This is a genomic window from Agriterribacter sp. (assembly GCF_035444585.1).
Taxonomy (GTDB): domain Bacteria; phylum Bacteroidota; class Bacteroidia; order Chitinophagales; family Chitinophagaceae; genus Agriterribacter.
Map to the genome: position 1 here is coordinate 36335 of NZ_DAOMOZ010000004.1, position 18900 is coordinate 55234.

Consider the following 18900-nt stretch of genomic DNA (forward strand, 5'->3'; position numbering starts at 1 on the left):
CATCTCCGGTTCTGCCGGAGCACTGGTTGTGCTGAGCATTGCCGGTTTTGCCTATTCGGCCTATACGGCCAATACCATGGCTTTCCCTGCAGATGTGGTGCCACTGAATGCTACGGCTTCAGTATGGGGCGTGGCCAGCGTGGGCGCGGGATTAGGCGGCGCAGTTTTTCAATCTCTTTCAGGGATAACCATTGAGCATTTTTCCAGAACAAACGGTTACACTTTCGCTTACAACAGCGTTTTTATCGGCTATGGAATAATGGCGCTGATCGCCGTGTTCGTTATCATTTTTTTAATGGGACCGCTACAGCAGAACAAAGAGCTGCAACAAATAGCAGGATCCGGGGAGAGCCGTTAGCCGGTAAGGTGTAGTAGTAAGAGGTATAAGAAGTAGGGTATAGGGTTGTAAGGAGCTGCTTTTATGAAATTGTTTTGATTCAGCTATAAAGCTATCGTAAATAAACGGTTTCAAAACGTGCCAATGGAGCCATGCGTCCTTTATACAGCAATAAAGTATCGCCTTTTACCAGAAAGCTGTCGGCCGATCGTAATGCCTGTACCAGTTCCTGTTCGGTCTTTAATGCTTCACATGCCATTTTGGTTGCGCTGATATTGGCAAAGCGGATCCTGTCCGGTGCAACAAGTGTATAGCCTCCGTTCAGCGTATTGCAACCGCCATGCCCTGTTAGCTTGTTGCCGTCCTGCTTCAGAATGATATATGCTTCTCTCACGCCGGCCGGCTTTACCGGCTCACCGTTCAGGCTTACCAGTTTCCAGTATTTTTCCGTGATACCATTGTCCTGCTTTACCAGCCTGTAATGTGCTGCCAAAGCACCGCTTACCCTGTTGCCGTCATTATCGGTCCAGGAAAGCTGGTTTTCGCCTACCTGCAGCATGCGGTTAGCTTTATCAAGTATTATTTTATTGCCATCATCCGTCCATGTAAAGCTGCCTGAAGTAAGGTGCCATGCCGTGTCTCTATCCAGGTATTTTTGAGTCAATTGATATGTATTATTTTCATCCAGGCTGATAACGGTTTCAATGCCCGGGCAGTCTGCACAGGGCAGTATGCCATGATAGCTACCTTTCCAGTCGAGCGATACCCGGCTGTTATGTCCATCGGCAGGCTGTGCTACGGCACTGTCGCCGGAAATCTTCCTGGTGGGATTGGAGCAGGATATCCCCGAAAGGATAAATAAAATGCCTGCTGATACAAAAGGAAGCAATTGATTTTTCATAGACCTGAAACATTAAAATTATTGCAGCTGCTGTTGCCGGTAGCCCTGCTATCGGCCAGGTTAAATGTTATGAACGGCTTTTTACCGGGGTATAAGCCTTCAAAAGCTATTTTAGGACCGGATATATAATCCAGTTCCCAGGAGCCGTTCAGCTCCTGATCAGCCATGCTTTTTTCCACCGCCCGGAAGCGGGCCAGTGGCGCCATACGGGCTTTGTTGAACGACAGGTTACTCCCGTTAACAGTATAGTTGTCGGTTTGATCCAGCACTTTTTTAAGCCCCGTTTCAATTTCCATATTTTCGCAGGCCATCATTGTAGACATACCCTGCGAAAATTTTATTTTGCCATTACCCGAAAGGGTAAAAGTGCCACCCAGTCCATTGCAGCCAGCTGAGGCACTATAACGGTTACCCGTATCCTGCAACAGTATAAATGGTTCCTTACCATTGATCGTTTCAGCTACCGGCTTGCCGTAAAGTTCTGTGAGCTTCCATTTTTTGCCGGTTATGCTGTTGTTGTCCATGGTAGACTGATCTGTGGAGGTGGCTGCATTTTTAGTGCTGTTACAGGCGCTCAATAACATATAAATGCAGGTGAGGAGTATTGGTGATAATCTTTTCATGGCTTGTTAATTTAATACTAAGATAAAATATTAAGGGGGAAACCGGGATAGGGAATTCACTCATTCCTGTCTCTGTATTCGGAAGGCGTCATCGAAAATTTTGATTTGAATACAGTTGAAAAATAGGCCGGTGAAGAGAAACCCGTTTTAAATGCAATATCCGAAATGGGATCCGTTTCATGTAGCAGCAAGAATTTTGCTTTTTGCAGGCGCACGGTCAATATATAGTCGTTCACATTATATCCCAGTAAAGATTTGATCTTACGATACAACTGCATTCGCGACATATGCATTTCCTTCGCAATGTCTGCAGGCCCGAAGTTCTCATTGGAAATATTGCCTGCAACGACAGCAGCAAATTCATTAATAAATTTCCTGTCTGTTTTCTGCGATGGATTGATCCGCTTTTCACCGGGCAATTCGCTGGTAAAATGTTCGCGGAGAATTTCCCGGTTCACCAGCAGACTGTTTAACGTTGCTTCAAGGTGGCTTAGATTAAAAGGTTTTCCGATATAGGCGTCGGCCCTGCTCTTCATGCCTTCTATATACTGGTGAATGCTGTCTCTTGCCGACAGCAATATGATAGGGATATGAGAAGTGCGGATATCATTTTTCAACATGTCTGTAACAGTCAAACCGTCCGACCCGGGCATTGCAACATCACAAATGATTATATCGGGAATCATATCATAAGCGACATTTAACCCGGCATTCCCGCTTGCCGCCTCATGAATTTCAAACCGCTTTCCCAATTTATCTTTCAAAAATTGCCTCAGCTCCGGATTGTCATCAATGATCAGCAGCGACTGGTCCTTTGAGGCAGCATCATCGTGGTGCATTCCTGTATATATTACAGGTTCCGCTTCTGCTGTATAAATAGCAAAATCCGGAGACGAGGCAGAAATGATTCTTTCTGTTTCTATTTCTTCCGGCAGCAAATGCGTGTTACCTGCAGGTAAAGCAATTTCAAAACAAGCGCCCTTCGATCTTTCACTTTTCACGGAAATGATACCGTGGTGCAGCTCCACCAACTCCCTGCAAAGTGCCAGACCAACCCCTGAGCTATTGTGCGCAAATTCATGTCCCTCATAAAACAGATCGAAGGCGTGGGCAGCCGTTTCCGCCGTCATACCCATACCTGAATCCTGTACTTTCAACACAACCAACTTTTCATCTCGGGTCTTGTCAATAGAAATATGGATCAGTCCGTTTTCACCGGTAAACTTGAAAGCGTTGGAAAGAAGGTTAAGAATGATCTTATCCATCATGCTTATGTCAAACCATAGCAAAATCTCCGGAAACTTTGACTCCACCTTCAAATGAATGTCTTTTTTCCGGGCAGCTTCCCTGAATGTGTCAGCTATATCTTTCACAAAGCCAACAATATTGTTCTCTGTAGCATGTATCTTCATTTTACCCAGCTCAATCTTCCTGAAATCCATGAGTTGGTTGACCAGTCGCAGCAAGCGGTGTACATTTTTCCTGGCAAGCTCAAGGTTGTTCCTGTGCGCTTGTAACAAAGAACGCGACGACAGGGTATCTTCCAGGGAAACAAGCATTAACGTCAATGGCGTTCTGAACTCGTGTGAAATATTCGTAAAGAAGTTAAATTTTGCTTCGGTCGCTTCCTTTGCCTTCGCCGTCATTTCAATCAGCTCTTTACTTTGCTCCAGGATCTTTGTATTTTGAACAGCCAACTGACGGTTGATCCTACGGTTATGCCGTAAAGCGAAATACGATAATGCGCCGAATACCAGCACGAGAACCAGAGCACCTGCCAACACATACAATACAATATTCTGGCTCCGGTAAAGACGCTGCTGCTCCGACAAAAGGCTCAACTGGTTTTCAATGTCTTTTTGCAGTCCGGCTATTTTATCGGTTTGCAGTTTCAGGATGCGGGCATTGGAAGCATCTATAACAACAGTAGATAAGATGATCTCCTTATCGTAAGGCTCGTTGTTCAAAATCTTAAATGCTGTTTGAATGGCTTCTTCGCCACCGGTGGGATTCAATAAAGTGGCCTGGAGTATTTTATCGGACACTAATTGTATACCGCCATTGGGCCCCGGTAAGCCATCCACACCGATAAATTTAGCTGTTTTCTCAAGCCCCAAAGTTTTGTATACGTCATAAGCGCCCAGTACCATCGGATCGTTCTGTGCAAAAATGATGTCATTGGCCGCAAGCGTATCTTTTATGCTGAGTAACGCCTCCTTAGCGCCTTCCCGCAGCCAGGCGCCTTCAACACGGGCTTTGACCTTCACGCGGCTTTTACCGGAAATGCTTTCATGAAATCCCCTTGACCGCTCGCTGGTAGGTGTGGAACCCTTAAGACCCGAAATTTCAATGATACTGATCTCGCCCGGAAAAGTATTTAGTATATATTCGCCTGCCATTTTACCAATACTGAAATTATCGGTACCCACATAACAGGTAAACTTATCTGAAGCAATTTTACGGTCAATAACAATAACAGGTATTCCTTTGTTAAAAACCGCTTCTACAGCAGCGGTGAGCGGCAGGGCTTCGTTGGGAGAGACCAGTAAAATATCAATTTGCGACCGCGAAAGTTCTTCGATTTGAGCCACCTGCAGATCACTGTTATCGCCCGCGTTTTTATAGATAAGCTCTGCTCCGGGATGAAAAGCGAGTTCTCTTTGCAATGCGTCCAGCGTTGCTTTTTTCCAGTTGGGATCGCCTGTACATTGCGAAAAACCGATCCTGAATTTCCTGTCGTTCTTTTGAGAAGAACTACACGACAGCAGCGAAGCATACAAAAGCACCAGCATCCATCCTGCTATACAAATGCAGGAGCGCCCTGCATTGCTGCCCGTTGCCGTATTCACCGGGCCTGTAAGATCAATGACATTGAGTATCCGCATTTGCACTCGTTATGATGCTGTTGTGGCAAAAGCTGCCGCTCATTTGAGGTTTGAAAGTAAAAAAAGCTAAACAGATCACCGAAATAATTTCCGGGACAATATGGATTCAGCAACCACAGGTGTAATTCTAATGGTAAAAATCATGCATCGTTTGCTCATTTACGTTGCAGCAATTCATGTCCCAGCTCTTCAAGTGTTTTACCCTTTGTTTCGGGAAAGTATTTCCATACGGTAATGGCCTGTAGCAGCATCATCACCGCAAAAAAAGCAAAAGCATGCGCGCCGCCATACGTTGTTTTTTCCACCACCGCCGGGAACAGGAAAGTGATCAGTGCTGCAAAAAACCAATGCGTAAAGGAACCGAGCGACTGCCCCTTGCCGCGCACGCTGCCGGGAAATACTTCCGATATCAGCACCCAGATGACAGCGCCGGTAGAAAAAGCAAAAAACATGATGTACCCTATTAATAAATACAGGAGCTGGTATCCGCCGAATTGCTGGATGTAAAATATTCTTGCTACCAGCAGCAGGCAGATGCACATACCGGCCGAACCGGCGATCAATAATTTTTTCCTTCCCACCTTATCTATGATTGCCAGTCCTAATATGGTGAAGAGGGCATTGGTCGCTCCAATAACAACCGATTGCAGAAATGAATCGGCTGCCGGCACGCCTGATAATTCAAATATCCGTGGTGCGAAGTACAGGATCGCATTAATGCCTGAAAACTGGTTGAACATGGCAACAAGAAAAGCGATCGAAATTGATTTTGTAAACAGACCGGAGAATAACTTTTCTTTTTTTTGTGTCACACTTTCGTGGATCTCTGCTATCCGCCGGTCTGCATTTTCACTGTACACCTTGCCCAGCACTTTTGCTGCCGCGGCTTCTTTTCCCATTTTGATCAGGTAATGCGGACTTTCATCAATGAAAAATAAAAGAAAAAAATAGATAAAAGATGGTATTGCGCCTACACCGAGCATCCAGCGCCAGTCATTATCATTGATACCGCGCAGCGCATAATTGGATACATAGGCGATCAGGATGCCGAAGATCACATTGAACTGGAACATTGCCGTCATACGGCCACGCATACGCGCGGGCGATATTTCGGAAATATACATTGGCGCCACCACTGAAGAAGCACCCACCGCAATGCCCCCGAGAAACCGGTAAACAATAAATGCCGGAAGGCTGTTGACCAGTGCACTGCCTGCAGCCGATAAACCAAACAGCAGGGCTATAATGAACAATACCGGCTTCCGCCCGTATTTTTCTGCAGGCCATCCTCCAAATAAAGCGCCGAGCAGGGTTCCTATCAATGCCGAAGAAATGGTAAAGCCATGCCAGAAGGATGAAAGACTGAAAAGAGACTGGATTGATTTCTCAACGCCTGATATCACGGCCGTATCAAAACCAAAAAGGAAACCTCCCAAAGCAACAATTACCGACCAGGATAATACCGTGATGTCTTTTTTTTGCATAACGATTGTTTTGTGTTACCGGCGTCAGTTCCCTGTTCACCTGTTGTTGCGTCGCTCTCTTGTACGCCGGAAGCACTGTTGAGCCATGCAATACAAATGCAGCACGCTGTTTATATCAGGCGCTATTATAATGTTGTCAATTCAATATCTCTGAAACGGGCTGATCCGTCGTTCACAAAAAAGCCCCAGTTCCCTTCCGGAAGATCATAAGCGCGAAAATCCATAGCAACCCTGTCATTCACATATACTATTCCTATACTGCCGTCAACAAAAACTTCCATTGATACAGGGGAACCGGCTTTCAGCTCCACATAGCGCTCCAGCTCTATCATCTGGCTGATTACGTTGTCTTTCCGCGGCCACATATCAAATACAAGCCTGCTCCTGCCGGGCTCCAGCCTGATATAATAACACTTTTCCAGGTCATCGCTGCAGCGCAGCATACAACCTAATGCTCTTGGCGGCTTTGAAAAAACGATGCTGGTGCTGATCCTGCATGTACCGGGCATTTTACCTGCGGCAACAGCGCTAAAAACGCCCTCGGCCTTTACTTCTATCTCCCTGCTTCCCGCGATCTTTGCTCCTTCAGCGGTTTTGAATGATTGTGGTATATTTTTGCTGAATGCTTTCCTGACTGTATCGGGTACACGAACGGTTAGCTCCCCGTTCGGCTGCTGAACAAGCTGGTGTACCACAAGATTGCCGCCCCAGTTCCACGCGCCGCTATCCTTATTTTCACTTCTCGTAGGATTCCAGCCAAAGATGAACCTGTTGCTGCCATCTGAAGCAGTTTTTGCTGCATAGAAAGCATGACCGTCGAAAGTGTCCTGTTTGGGAGTTAACCACGGCCCTTTCAGAGAACGGCTCATCCGGTACCGGGTAGCCACCAGATCCGAATACTCTGAAAAGACAAGGTACCACCAGTCCCCGATTTTAAACAGGTCGGGGCATTCGTGCGTGATATATTCATTGGGTGCATAAAAAGGATCTTTCACTTCCCATTTCACGAGGTCTTTTGAAGTGCAGAGGGCAGTAAGACCGCGCCGCCTTGGGATGCCCTCGTTGAACCTTGCGGCAAGCAGCATATTGTACTCCTTCGTCTCTTCATTGAAATACACGAATGGGTCGCGCCAGTCATTTTTTTCATACCTGCCGGTGGGAGCAAAAAAAGTATGTTCGGGTATTTTTTTCCAGTGCTGCAGATCATTGCTCACCGCGTGCATTACCGCCTGCATCGGCTTACCTTTTGCTACGAGGTGATGGTTATGACCGGTATAAAATATGTGGTAGGTATTATCCGCCTTTAATGCGCTCCCCGTAAAAATAGACAGGTCCTGCTCTTCCTTCGTACCACGCGGGATCACTTCTCCATACTCTTCATAATGTACAAAATCGGTGGTAGATAAGCGATACCACGGAACGCCTTCCCCGTGCTTTTCAGCATTGCGCCAGTCTAACAGGTAGAATAGCTGGAATTTCCCCTCTGCATATAAAGGGATGAAATCCCCCGCCCATGCATTTTCGGGCCTGTAAAAAAATTCCCTGGCCGGCGGCGGAATGTTTTTTTCACTACCCGGCTGAATAATCCTATATTCATTTCCGGGAAGATCTTTTGCAAGGTTTCCCGCAATAAAGGGAAACATACCTGATGCCTGGAGAAAGTTTCTTCTTTTCATTTTTTTATTTTTATTTTTTGCGGGCTAAACGCTATGTTGATGATCAATGGCTAAGCAATGTAAGACATATACAGTTTATTTACTATGGAATCACAAAAACAATTGACAGTTAAAAATGCGGGAAGTAATATACCACGGGAACTTCCCGCTTGTTCATCATAGCCGGGATCGGGGAACCGGGATGCACAACTCAATAAGTTCGGATGCATTTTTTGCTGTCATTTGTTTGAAATTTTTCCTCTACCAACCCGGATTTTGCTCATACAAGCCGCTGCTGTAATTGATCTGGTTTAAAGGAATCGGCCAGTATTCGTCTTTATTCTTCTGGAAATGGGCTGTGTTTAAATGCGGGCGCCTTGTTTTCTCCCTGGCGAAATACGCATTCAATGTTTCGGCAGCAATTCCCCAGCGAACCAAATCAAAAAACCGCCAACCTTCCATGGAGAATTCCAGCTTGCGTTCCCATTGCAATGCCTGTCTTGCAAAATCTTTTGTCCAGTTGCAATTGACCCCGGGTTTATAGATATCCATATGATAATTGGAAGCCGGGGAATTATCGGCCTGTTTCAACAGGTCTGTGCTGTTGATGGCACGTTCCCGTACCTGGTTGATCAGTGGCAAAGCTTCCATTTCCCTGTTCAATTCGATTAATGCTTCAGCCTTATACAGCAGTATGTCATCAAAGCGGATGATATCCTGGTTTTTGGAGCTCGACATGAAAGGTGGCATTTTTTTGAACGAAGGATCATCGGGCGCTACCACCTCTTTCAGGCTCATATAGTTACCATATACTTCGGGGGCACGCAACCATGATTTGGCAAAAATAAAGTTGGTGCTGTACTTATATGGATGACCAATAATGGCAACCGTATGATCCAATCGCGGGTCGAAAGTATGGGTAAGAAAATCACTGCCCTCCAAAATATCGGTATTGTTATATGTGTCAAACTGTGGCAGGCCCTGTGGTGAAGTCTTAAAAGAATTCACCATGCTCTGACTCGGCATATGAAAACCACAACAGCCAAATTCAGGATTCATGGGATAATTCAAATAATCGCCCGTAGCAATCCTGCCCACCGCTGTTCCGTCATCTTTTGAAAACTGGATAGCAAAAATGGATTCAGGTCCGTTTTCAAACTGTGTTAAAAAATTATGTGCAAAATCCGTACTTAAAGAATATTTGCCTGAACCAATCACTTCGTTGCACAAACCAACAACCTCATTCAGTTTGGCCGCATCAATGCCCGTTACTGCATGATCATTATCGCCCTGTGTATAAGCCTGGTATAAAGTAACTCTTGCCAGGTATGCTTTGGCGGCCCACTTATTGGCACGCCCGGTCTCCGGCTGATCGCCCGGAAGATTATCAGCCGCATATGCAAACTCTGCTGCAATGCTATTCCATAGCTGATCATTGGTCAGCGCTCTGTTTGAAACTACTTTGTAATCCTCGGGCAATACATTTTCATCAATATAAGGAATATGCTTAAAAATAATTTTGAGCATAAAATAAAAATGCCCTCTTAAGAACCGCATTTCCGCCAGTCTTGTTTTTTTTGCAGGAAACAGTTGCTCATCAACGGCATTTAATTTGCTTATCGCAGTGTTTACCCTTTTAATACCCACGTACAACCGGTACCATATTACATCCATAGCGAAGTTGTCTATACGGTTTAGGGTAAATACTTCAAAGGCATTTATAAAATCCTGGTCTCCTACTCCGTCGCCACCTTTATACGCTTCACCGCTCCGAACGCTGCCTGTTACCCACATGCTTGCATACGGGGCAAAGCCCCAGTCATTACCCAGGCCGGAGTAGGCTGCGATGCAGAGCTTGTCAATATTTTCAGGTGTATTCAACTGCTCATCCGAGATAATTCCCTGGGGTGTCTTATCCAGTTGGGTACAGGAAGCCAGTAACAGCAATAAGGAAATATATAAATACCGTGTCATTTTATAAGATTTAATGTTAGAAGGAAATGTTTAATCCAAGTGTGTAAACAGACGGTATGGGATATCCACTGTTCAACGATTCCGGGTCAACACCGCTGAATTTTTTCGATTTGATGGTAACAAGATTTGTGCCTTCAAGAAATACGCGGGCTTTAACCGTTTTGGATATATTGTTCAATGCGTAACCTACCTGCAGTGTTCTTAACTTCAAATAGGTTGCCGGTTCCAGGAAATAAGTAGAGAACCGTGCTTCCTGGTTTGCATCCAGTAAAGTGAGTGCAGGAATTTCCGAACTGGTATTGGTGGGAGACCACGCGTCGAGCGTACGTGCACCCCAGTTGGTGCCAACCCAAAGCGAGCTGAAATCACTGTAAATCTTGTACGCATGGTTCACCTTCCCTCCACTCACCCCCTGAAAAAAACAGGCAAAATCAAAATCCTGCCATTTCATGGTAAAATTGATACCGTAGATGAACGAAGGATCCGGTTTTCCTATAAAATCCCTGTCGAGATCATTAATGGTTCCGTCATTGTTCAGATCCTTAAAGCGGATCCTTCCTGTTCCTTTACCTGTTTGTGCAGCATGATCATCTACTTCTTTCTGTGTTTTGAAAATACCGTCTGCTATATAGCCAAAATAGGAGCCAAGCGAACGACCCAGAATTGTTTTATCTGTTCCATTGCCCGGGTAAGCTGTCAGCACAGAAGAAGGAAGATAAACAACTTGATTTCTATAGGTAGATATATTCCCGCTAATGGTATAAGAAAGGCCTGTGTTGTTGTTGTTTGCATAGGTGAGCAATAATTCGAAACCTTTATTGTTCATCGAAGCACCATTCTGGTAGTAAGAGCCCCCTTCTCCAAGTACGGCGATGGGTGGAGGTAACACAAGTATATCCGTTGCTTTTTTTACAAAATAGTCGGCAGAACCTGTAAGCCTGTTATCCAGGAAGCCAAAGTCAATTCCTATATTGGATTGCGTGGAAGATTCCCATTTTAAGTTTTCATTCGCTGCCTGCTGCGCTACAAATCCCGAAGGTAACTGACCGGTACCGGCTCCGGTAATATCATAAGCGGTTCCGCCATCGTTACCAAAACGGTCGCCTCCGTAAATTGCCCTGTAGATGCCATATACAGCCGTATTGCTGATCTCCTGGTTACCGGCACGCCCCCATCCATATCGTAATTTAAGATCGGAGATAAAAGGGAGATTTTCGCGAACAAATGTTTCCCGGCTGATACGCCATCCAAGGGAAAATGCAGGGAAAGTTCCATATCGGTTGTTTTTTCCAAACCTTGACGACCCATCCCTGCGGATAGTAAACGATGCCAGGTATTTGCTGTCGAAAGTATATTGAGCTTTTCCAAAAAAAGACACCAGTGCGTAACCGCCGCCACTACCTCCGTTATTCACATTTGTTGAGCCTGCATCAAGATAAGCATAGTCGAGGGTTTCAAGTGCAAGCCCCTGCCGGCTGCCGCTGAAGTTTTGAAACCCGTTGTTAACCTCTTCTTCCCCTACCAGTACATTGATTGCATGCTTATCCAGGATTTTGGTAAAATTCAGCGTATTCTGGAAAGTGGTTGTGTATCCATTGTTCTGGCTCGTATTTACCTGGTTGGAAGGATCTGAAAGAAAACCGGAGCGGTATGATTTTCTCAATTCCCTGAAATATCTAAGGGTGGCATCTACCCCAAAGCTGGATTTGAAACGGAGACCGGGAATAATTTCTACTTCCGCATAAGCGTTGCCGAAAGGTGCAAATGTATAATTCTTGTTTTGCTTATTATCTTCTATTAATCGCACCGGGTTGTGCCGGTCAGTCATGCCTGGCGCTGGTCCGCCCCATCCGCCGTCAATGGTATGTACAGGAACAATGGGCTGTAAAACCGTTGCAAAAAACATGATGTCGCCGGTCGGCAGTGTTGAGCCTTTGATAAAACTGGCTGAAAAATTTTCACCGATTTTCACCCGCCCTTTAAAAAACTGGTATTCGGAATTGAATCTTGCCGTGATCCTGTTTTGAAATGATTCTTTGATAATTCCTTTATTGTTGTAATAACTAAGCGAAAAGAGAGAACTTCCTTTTTCACTGCCATGCGATAGCGAGATATTGTGCGATTGTATGAGCGAGGTCTGGGATATTTCCTCAAACCAGTTGGTATTTGCCGGTTGCATTGTTTTTTCCGGGTCAATAAACCCCGGCAGTATCACCTTGTTCAATACCGGGTTGTCGAAATCATTGTTCCAGTCATACTGGTAGATCTGGTTGTTATTCGGATCAAAATGGTCATTGACCGCTGCCTGCCAATACCTTTCTCCGCGTTGTTCCGTGTTGAGTATTTTAGGCTTTTTCTGATAGCTTTGTAAGCTTATTGAAGTATTGAAATCAATTCTTGAATATCCTTTCTTTGCTTTTTTTGTAGTAATTACGATCACACCATTGGCGGCCCTCGAGCCATAAATAGTAGCGGAAGAGGCATCTTTCAGCACCTGGATGGATTCTATATCATCCGGGTTAAGGGTAGTGAGTGATTGGCGCGTAGGGATGCCATCTATTACATATAGTGGATCATTATTACCGAGTGTGCCTGTACCTCGGATACGCACTGTTGCTTCACCCATGGGCGAGCCATCGGTAGTGATCATAACGCCAGGTAGCCGTCCCTGTAAGGACCGGAGAGGATTGCCAAGCGGGTTGTCTTTGATATCACTCATTTTAACAACGGAAACCGCACCCGTGAGGTCTGCTTTCTTTTCTGTTTGGTAACCCGTAACAATAACGGTCTGCAGCGTATCTCCTGATTCTGTCATCCGGATGTTGATGGACTGAGCACCTGCCTGCACAACATACAGTTTGACAAGCATGCCTGAGTGAGTGAACCTCAGCCTGTCTCCAATAAATGTGGGAATTGAAAACATGCCTTTCAGGTCTGTGGCAACAGTAGCAGATTGGGATTGAACCGAAACGCCGGGCAAAGGAGCCTGGTCTTTTTTGTTGGTTACAGTTCCTGTTAATGTTATCTGTTGAGCATAACAGGTGAAAACACTAACAAGCACGTATAAGAAACATATTGTTTTCTTCATACAACAGCAATTTAGTTTTTATGAAAAGTGAAGTTTTTATATCAGCAGTTTTAAGTGCCGCTGTAAAAATGGTTTCCGGTAAATTGAATATGTTCTGCTTCCGTTACAATCATTTTCAAATCTGAACATTGTGAAAAGCAAAAAGTAAAAATTGAAAACCAATTGTTTATGAAAGGATATACTGCTTTATAGCATCAGCAGTTCAGATCCTGTAACATAAACTTTAGATACAGGACACAAGATCGGTTCATATATTTACGTGCTATGTTAACTTCGGAAGCCACCCCGCACCCGGAGCTTTCTGGTGCGGATCCTTTTAAAGCATTTCGGGTATATATGAGAGAATATCAAAACGAGCAGGCGGTTGCGGGGATAAATGCTAAGATATTCTTCTGAAGAAATAAACCAGCGCAAGCGCGGCAATGACCACACCCATAAACCAGTATAACCTGTTGCCGGTTGAATAGAGTGCAGCATCGTCACCAATTACGCATAACCCGCCCCAGTAAAACGGGTTGGCTAATTCGCCGTGATTGTTTTCAAGAAAACTGAGCTTTGCCTTTCTTAAGGCCTCGCTTTTGGTATGACCTTTTTTAAGGTGCTTATAAAAGTCTGTGACGATCTGAGCATTTGTCTTTTCGTCAATTTTCCAGAGGCTCATAACGACGCCCGGGCAACCTGCAAACATAAAGCTATGTGCCAGCGACATCACACCCTCTCCTGAATGTACGGCGCCCCTGCCGGTTTCGCAGGCAAAAAGTACAGCAAGCTCCGCCTTTAGCTGCATGGAGTAAATTTCATAAGCATATAAATTTCCGTCATCGCCGGGTGCAATGGTATCAGCCTCCTTTGCAAAAAAAAGCCTTGACTGCAACGGGTCAATGTCGCTTACCTGCGCATGTGTGCCCAAATGCAGGATCCTGTATTGGGCTGCCGATCGCTTAAAGTTAGATTCCAGCGCCTGGTGCTCAAGAAACATATCGGCAGGCATCAATCCATATATATTGCGTACAGCCTGTAATGCAAAGGGCTGGCGGAACAGGCTGAAATAAGATGAATCATATTCCGGTGCGACTCTCTGATTTTTATATGCCCGTTTCATTGAATCGGTGAAAACCGGTGCAAACAGCAGCGCTTTACTTTTTCTTTCAGGTTGGCGGTCATGTTTTTTTAGTTGAACCGCAACATTGGCCGAAAGGAGGTATGATATATTATAATCGTGAATGAGATATTTCAGTGATGTAAAAGCACTGCCTGTAGTATCGGTAACGAGTGTTTCAAAATTCAGGTAGTACAGATCGGCGTCCGGCACAATTATCAATTTATTGCCTGCAAACCAGTGTTCAACCGGCTTTATCAGGTTGCTGTACAACTTATACGCGCTATCCCGGAAGCCACGTAGAGTAAGTGTTTGAGGGTTTTCAATCCCATAAATGGAGTTTACAATATCTTTATTGCTTTGTATTGCATGAATACTATCCTGCGTAATTACAAACGTATACAGGTATCTTTCTGTAAGCGCAAATTCAATAAGTGTTGATCCGCCACTCAATAATGTTTCCCGTATTTCTTTAAGCGGATAGTTTGCTGCTGAATATCTTTTATAGAAATATGGATCACCTGCTTTTTGGAGACTGTCCTGGAAGGTGCGATAGGTTTCAATAACACCTGTCAGCAGCCGGAGTAAAGAATCGGCGCCTGCTTCCGCATTCAGGTATTGCTCATTCAGGCTGCTTATTTCCTTTCTTAAAGCAATGTCTTTTTTTACAACTGCATCTTCATCCTGCAATGCATCATCTATCATAACATTATTTGATGCCAGCTTCAGCAACAAGGCTTTGCCCTGTTCGGCAAACATGAAGGCTTTTTCAACATATTGCTGTTTGCTTTCGATATTACTTAGTATCCAGCAGGCATCAATGCCCGAAGCGTAAATTTGTTTATTGCTTTCCGATTGTTCTATCAGTGAGCTTTGGGTTCTGAGCTTGTATATGTTTTCTGAAATATAAGCCGAGTATGCGTCTATTGTTTCGATGATCCCGAGCAGGTGTTTCTTTTCTTTTGACTGGTGATATTTTTTGTATAATATATCAAGCATTATTTGTACATGCTTGCTTACCCTGAAAGAAAAGGGAAGCCGGGTTAGCCATGCAGACGGATTTGCCGGTAATGTTTTAAATTCGGTTTGCATCAGTATAGCGCTGTCGGCATACAATTGCGCGCTGTCTGTTTGCTGCGTTTCCAGATAAGTAAGGGAGATATCGCTTAAAAATTCTACAACGGGTTGTTTAAGCAACGGGAAATTTTTCCGGAACTTTTTCAGCACGTCTTTTTGCACCTGCAATGCCGCGGCCGATCTGCCCGTAGCAGCATATGCCGAAGCAAGGTTTGCACGGGTATACAATGCATAATACGACAATGCTTCACCCGCCTTCCCGTAATGTGCAATAGATGCATTGTAGTAATGCGCAGCGCTGTCGTGTTTTTTTTCATCGGCAAATACATCACCGTAAAATGATTCAATATATGCGAGCGCCGGATAATCGGTGGGATTTAATGTTTTTTGGATGTGATATGCTTCTTCTATATAAACTTTGGCCTGGTCATGATTTTTCAGCTTTTGCTGTACTGAGCCAAACTGCACAAGAATATTTACCATGCCCAGGTTTTGCCGCCCATATATGTTTGCACCTATATTCAGCGCTTTGTGTAAATAGTTTGCAGCAAGCGTATGTTCATGCAGGTAGTAATATAGCTGCCCCATATTGTAATAGGTAACATAAAATGGAGCGCTGCTGCTGATGTCCTGCATATTGGTTTGCAGGTAAACATTCAATGCTTTCTGCCGGTATGTTAACGCCTCTTCATACCTGCCGAGGTAATAACATATAGCTGATAAGTTCGCGAAGTTTTTGGCTGCTTTGGGATTGCCGGGATGCAGGTTTTTTTTTATCAATTCACCTGCTTTCGTTGCTGATTCCAGGGCAGCATTATAATTTCCGCCTACTATAAAGTATTGCGTACGCGTAATCAGCAGGTCTGTCAGCGTAGTTTCATCCCCGGGATCAACAGTCTGGAGCGTTTGGTAAGCTTTGTTGTAGTAATGCTCAGCTTTTACTGTGTTCTCCTTCAGCATTTCCATTTTTGAAAGATTCATATACAAAACAACGAGGGGAAGTTGCGGTCGAAGAGTATCGGCAGCATTCAATGCTCTGTTATAGTATATTGCTGCAGAATCGAATTGGTATTTACTTGCATAAAGGCTTCCCGCAATCGAATTTAATGCTACCCTGCCATTGCTTTTGGCAGGTGTTTTGTTTAATACAGTACGAAAAGCCGAATCTGCTTTTTCAATCGCTTTTGTGGTAGTTCCCTTTTCCCAAACAACCAGTGTTTCCAGTGCCAGTGTTAATGCAAGACTGTCGGGTTTTTGACTGGCAGTATAATATTTTTTTGCCTGGGCTATATAATGCAAGCTGCTGTCTAACTTATAATGGATCAGTGCCAACTGCGCTTTTGCATAATCACCCGGTGCATATTGGCCGTTGACTTCAATACAGCACAGTACACAGAACAATATATGCAGCAGTATATGTTTCATTGAATAACACTTTTTATCGGCTTAATCGGATATGCGGTTCAGCAATTCTTTGGCTTCCGGTATATCTGTTATACTGTTGAGTAAGTCTCGGACCGCCGCTTTTTTCTCCTGTTTTATATAGATCAATGCGAGATACCACATTGCTTTTTGCCGGTAGAGAGAACTTTGATTTTTAGATACAGCCTGCAGGCATTTCAGCGCTTTGTCATCATTGGCTTTAACAGCCTCAACAATAGGGTGGCTCAGGGTTTTGGAAGGCATAATACTAAAAAGCCAAAAGATACATATTTTTTGCATTTATGAAATAAAAAAACAGTTTCTTAGAAAAGAAACTGCGTTGTTGCAGTAAGCAGCTGAACATGAGAAAACCGGTTTATAACTGATGTGCGAAACTGGTACCGGGCTTTTTTAAGGGGGTAATATTATTAAGGCGGGCATCGCAGCGCCCCCATGATGCAGCAATCAAAATGTTTCCGTTTCTGTCTTGCTTTACATTCCGAACCATTGTGTTAGCCCCGTAGGAAGTAACTGTGCCTTTATAGGGCCAATAAACAAACGATAATAAAGTATTAAAAAATCAATTCCGGGAAATGCGCTCACAACATGGGCGACGGAAATTGTTTGCCTCAGCAAAACTATTATGGGAAGCTGCAGCGGAATATTTCACCCGTAATGATAATAACCCATCGCATAGGAATGAAGTAATTAAAAGCGGGGAGAAAGTTGGCAAAATGATCAAAGTACCTGTTTCCCGGCCATACACTCTCTCCGGCCTTTGCTTATACCTGGGAGCTTCGGAGACCTTTTGGCGGGAATTAAGAAAAAGAGAAAAGCAATCTGAAGGTTTTTTGTCAGTCATTACCCGCATAGAGGAAATTATCAGAACACAAAAGTTTGAAGGAGCTGCAGCCGGTGCATTCAATGCAAATATTATAGCCCGGGATCTTGGGCTGCGCGATAAGATGGATATTGACAACAATGTCCTCCTCAATAATCAAAGTGACGAAAAACTGGATGAAATAATTAAACACCTAATAGATGCAGACCATGCAAGCCGACAAAACCAGACAGAAAAAAATTGAGTTAATCAAAGATTTTTTAGATAGGAATATTTCCTTATCGGAGGCCGCCAGGCGTGCAGCCGATGAATTTCCTACATCCGAAACAGTTTTCTATTTGAAGGGACACGATGCATATCGGATCAGTAGCATGAACCATTTTGTCACCAAAGAAGAAATTGATAAAAAGCTTGTAGGCGCCAAAACAGTATTCTATCTCCCCGATAACAATCGGGACCGAAGACTTTCCATTTAGGTTTTAATGTGTGTGGACCTGACATTTCCATGCCGTGGGTCCCTTGGTTTGCAAAAAAGAATAGCCCTGGTATGTCTATGCCGGGGCTTTTTGTGCCAAAAAAACTTGCACAATAACCAAATGATTATTATCTTTACAGTGTTATAATAATCATTCAATCATCACAAAATGGACAACAATGAAATTGAAAAATTGATCGAATCCGAAAAAGAGCAACTTACTGCTTTTTTGAAACTGGCAGAAAAGTTTCAGATCAGTGAAGAGGAAATTGAGAAACAGATTAACTTTTACCTCGAAAAAATATCTGAACTGAAACAAAGACTAAAAAAGGGATAACAAAAGCCCCCGAAAAGGGGCCATCCTTAAAACACACGGTATGAAAAAAGAACTTGAACAACTCATGAAACTGGCAGGTACCAGCAAATACGATGCAAAGCTTGAGGCCTTATATCGTAAATATAAAGATGATCCTGAAGCAAAAAAGAAAATTGCTTCTTTTATAAAATCAGGAATAGCTACATCAGGAAGTAAAATCGAGCAGATTGAAAAGATAATAAATGTCAGGGAGCAGCTTTCGGATGTTGCCGATATAATTTCTCTTTCAACAATTGCTCAAACCTATTTTGGAAAAACAAGAAGCTGGCTTTACCAGCGTATTAACGGCAATATTGTAAACGGCAAGCCCAGCAAGTTCACCGATGCTGAATTGACAACACTCACTAAAGCTTTAAACGAAATATCTTTAAAAACAAGCAAAGCTGCTAAAAACATTGGCTCATTGTCCTTAAATGGATGATTGTTATAACACCGCCCCGCATAGAGCCAGTGCGAGGCAATTTTTGAACATTGATATTTAGTGATAATAAAAAAGGGCCGCGTAGAAACGGAGCCCCTGTTCACAAATAATTCTTACCGATGGACAAAGATATATTAATTGCTACCCTTTTTGCTACCTCTTCCAAACAAAAATCCGCAAACACAATGTGAATGCGGATTCTGTTGTTTTATAAGTCGTCCTGTCGGGACAATTTTCGAACT

General features: G+C 43.9%; 13 protein-coding genes. 4 read left to right on the forward strand and 9 right to left on the reverse strand.

What is annotated here, in order from left to right; genetic code table 11:
* The coding region (locus tag PLH26_RS00855; protein ID WP_324584077.1) for an MFS transporter at nt 1-358 on the forward strand (358 nt) is incomplete at its 5' end.
* Nucleotides 359-449: 91 nt separating this feature from the next.
* On the opposite strand, the gene PLH26_RS00860 is transcribed toward PLH26_RS00855, so the two are convergent.
* The 9 genes from PLH26_RS00860 to PLH26_RS00900 form a co-directional block, all read right to left on the reverse strand.
* Nucleotides 450-1238, reverse strand: a complete 789-nt coding sequence (locus PLH26_RS00860; protein WP_324584078.1) for a copper resistance protein NlpE N-terminal domain-containing protein — start codon at nt 1236-1238, stop codon at nt 450-452.
* Nucleotides 1235-1861, reverse strand: coding sequence for an META domain-containing protein (locus PLH26_RS00865; protein WP_324584079.1), 627 nt, complete (start codon nt 1859-1861; stop codon nt 1235-1237). Before PLH26_RS00865 ends, PLH26_RS00860 begins: the two co-directional genes overlap by 4 nt.
* Before the next feature lie 56 nt (nt 1862-1917).
* Complete coding sequence (locus PLH26_RS00870) at nt 1918-4746, reverse strand: hybrid sensor histidine kinase/response regulator transcription factor (RefSeq protein WP_324584080.1); 2829 nt, start codon at nt 4744-4746, stop codon at nt 1918-1920.
* 155 nt (nt 4747-4901) lie between these two features.
* Nucleotides 4902-6230 carry a sugar porter family MFS transporter gene (locus tag PLH26_RS00875; RefSeq protein WP_324584081.1) on the reverse strand — a complete coding sequence of 443 codons (1329 nt, stop codon included), beginning with the start codon at nt 6228-6230 and terminating at the stop codon, nt 4902-4904.
* A gap of 125 nt (nt 6231-6355) precedes the next feature.
* Nucleotides 6356-7906 (reverse strand): family 43 glycosylhydrolase, encoded by a 1551-nt coding sequence (locus tag PLH26_RS00880; RefSeq protein ID WP_324584082.1) that lies wholly within the window; start codon nt 7904-7906, stop codon nt 6356-6358.
* A 240-nt stretch (nt 7907-8146) separates the two neighbouring features.
* Nucleotides 8147-9859: a RagB/SusD family nutrient uptake outer membrane protein gene (locus tag PLH26_RS00885; protein WP_324584083.1), complete on the reverse strand. Its 1713-nt coding sequence runs from the start codon at nt 9857-9859 to the stop codon at nt 8147-8149.
* A gap of 16 nt (nt 9860-9875) precedes the next feature.
* The gene (locus PLH26_RS00890) at nt 9876-12947 is read right to left on the reverse strand and encodes a SusC/RagA family TonB-linked outer membrane protein (protein ID WP_324584084.1); all 3072 of its coding nucleotides are present in this window, start codon (nt 12945-12947) and stop codon (nt 9876-9878) included.
* 379 nt (nt 12948-13326) lie between these two features.
* Nucleotides 13327-16548 carry a CHAT domain-containing protein gene (locus PLH26_RS00895; RefSeq protein WP_324584085.1) on the reverse strand — a complete coding sequence of 1074 codons (3222 nt, stop codon included), beginning with the start codon at nt 16546-16548 and terminating at the stop codon, nt 13327-13329.
* 21 nt (nt 16549-16569) lie between these two features.
* The gene (locus PLH26_RS00900) at nt 16570-16809 is read right to left on the reverse strand and encodes a hypothetical protein (protein WP_324584086.1); all 240 of its coding nucleotides are present in this window, start codon (nt 16807-16809) and stop codon (nt 16570-16572) included.
* 329 nt (nt 16810-17138) lie between these two features.
* Here PLH26_RS00900 and PLH26_RS00905 point away from each other — a divergent pair, with 329 nt between their 5' ends.
* From PLH26_RS00905 to PLH26_RS00915, 3 genes are all read left to right on the forward strand, one after another.
* Nucleotides 17139-17630, forward strand: a complete 492-nt coding sequence (locus PLH26_RS00905; RefSeq protein WP_324584087.1) for a terminase small subunit — start codon at nt 17139-17141, stop codon at nt 17628-17630.
* A gap of 400 nt (nt 17631-18030) precedes the next feature.
* Nucleotides 18031-18198: a hypothetical protein gene (locus PLH26_RS00910; protein WP_324584088.1), complete on the forward strand. Its 168-nt coding sequence runs from the start codon at nt 18031-18033 to the stop codon at nt 18196-18198.
* Nucleotides 18199-18238: 40 nt separating this feature from the next.
* Nucleotides 18239-18658 carry a DUF5053 domain-containing protein gene (locus PLH26_RS00915; RefSeq protein WP_324584089.1) on the forward strand — a complete coding sequence of 140 codons (420 nt, stop codon included), beginning with the start codon at nt 18239-18241 and terminating at the stop codon, nt 18656-18658.
* Nucleotides 18659-18900: the final 242 nt, after the last annotated feature.

Excerpts from the sequence above, each read along its gene's own strand:
- PLH26_RS00870 (WP_324584080.1), bottom strand. The coding sequence starts at position 4,746 with ATGCGGATACTCAATGTCATTGATCTTACAGGCCCGGTGAATACGGCA.
- PLH26_RS00890 (WP_324584084.1), bottom strand. The coding sequence starts at position 12,947 with ATGAAGAAAACAATATGTTTCTTATACGTGCTTGTTAGTGTTTTCACC.
- PLH26_RS00885 (WP_324584083.1), bottom strand. The coding sequence starts at position 9,859 with ATGACACGGTATTTATATATTTCCTTATTGCTGTTACTGGCTTCCTGT.
- PLH26_RS00900 (WP_324584086.1), bottom strand. The coding sequence starts at position 16,809 with ATGCCTTCCAAAACCCTGAGCCACCCTATTGTTGAGGCTGTTAAAGCC.
- PLH26_RS00865 (WP_324584079.1), bottom strand. The coding sequence starts at position 1,861 with ATGAAAAGATTATCACCAATACTCCTCACCTGCATTTATATGTTATTG.
- PLH26_RS00860 (WP_324584078.1), bottom strand. The coding sequence starts at position 1,238 with ATGAAAAATCAATTGCTTCCTTTTGTATCAGCAGGCATTTTATTTATC.
- PLH26_RS00915 (WP_324584089.1), top strand. The coding sequence starts at position 18,239 with ATGAAAAAAGAACTTGAACAACTCATGAAACTGGCAGGTACCAGCAAA.
- PLH26_RS00880 (WP_324584082.1), bottom strand. The coding sequence starts at position 7,906 with ATGAAAAGAAGAAACTTTCTCCAGGCATCAGGTATGTTTCCCTTTATT.
- PLH26_RS00875 (WP_324584081.1), bottom strand. The coding sequence starts at position 6,230 with ATGCAAAAAAAAGACATCACGGTATTATCCTGGTCGGTAATTGTTGCT.
- PLH26_RS00905 (WP_324584087.1), top strand. The coding sequence starts at position 17,139 with ATGCGCTCACAACATGGGCGACGGAAATTGTTTGCCTCAGCAAAACTA.
- PLH26_RS00910 (WP_324584088.1), top strand. The coding sequence starts at position 18,031 with ATGGACAACAATGAAATTGAAAAATTGATCGAATCCGAAAAAGAGCAA.
- PLH26_RS00895 (WP_324584085.1), bottom strand. The coding sequence starts at position 16,548 with ATGAAACATATACTGCTGCATATATTGTTCTGTGTACTGTGCTGTATT.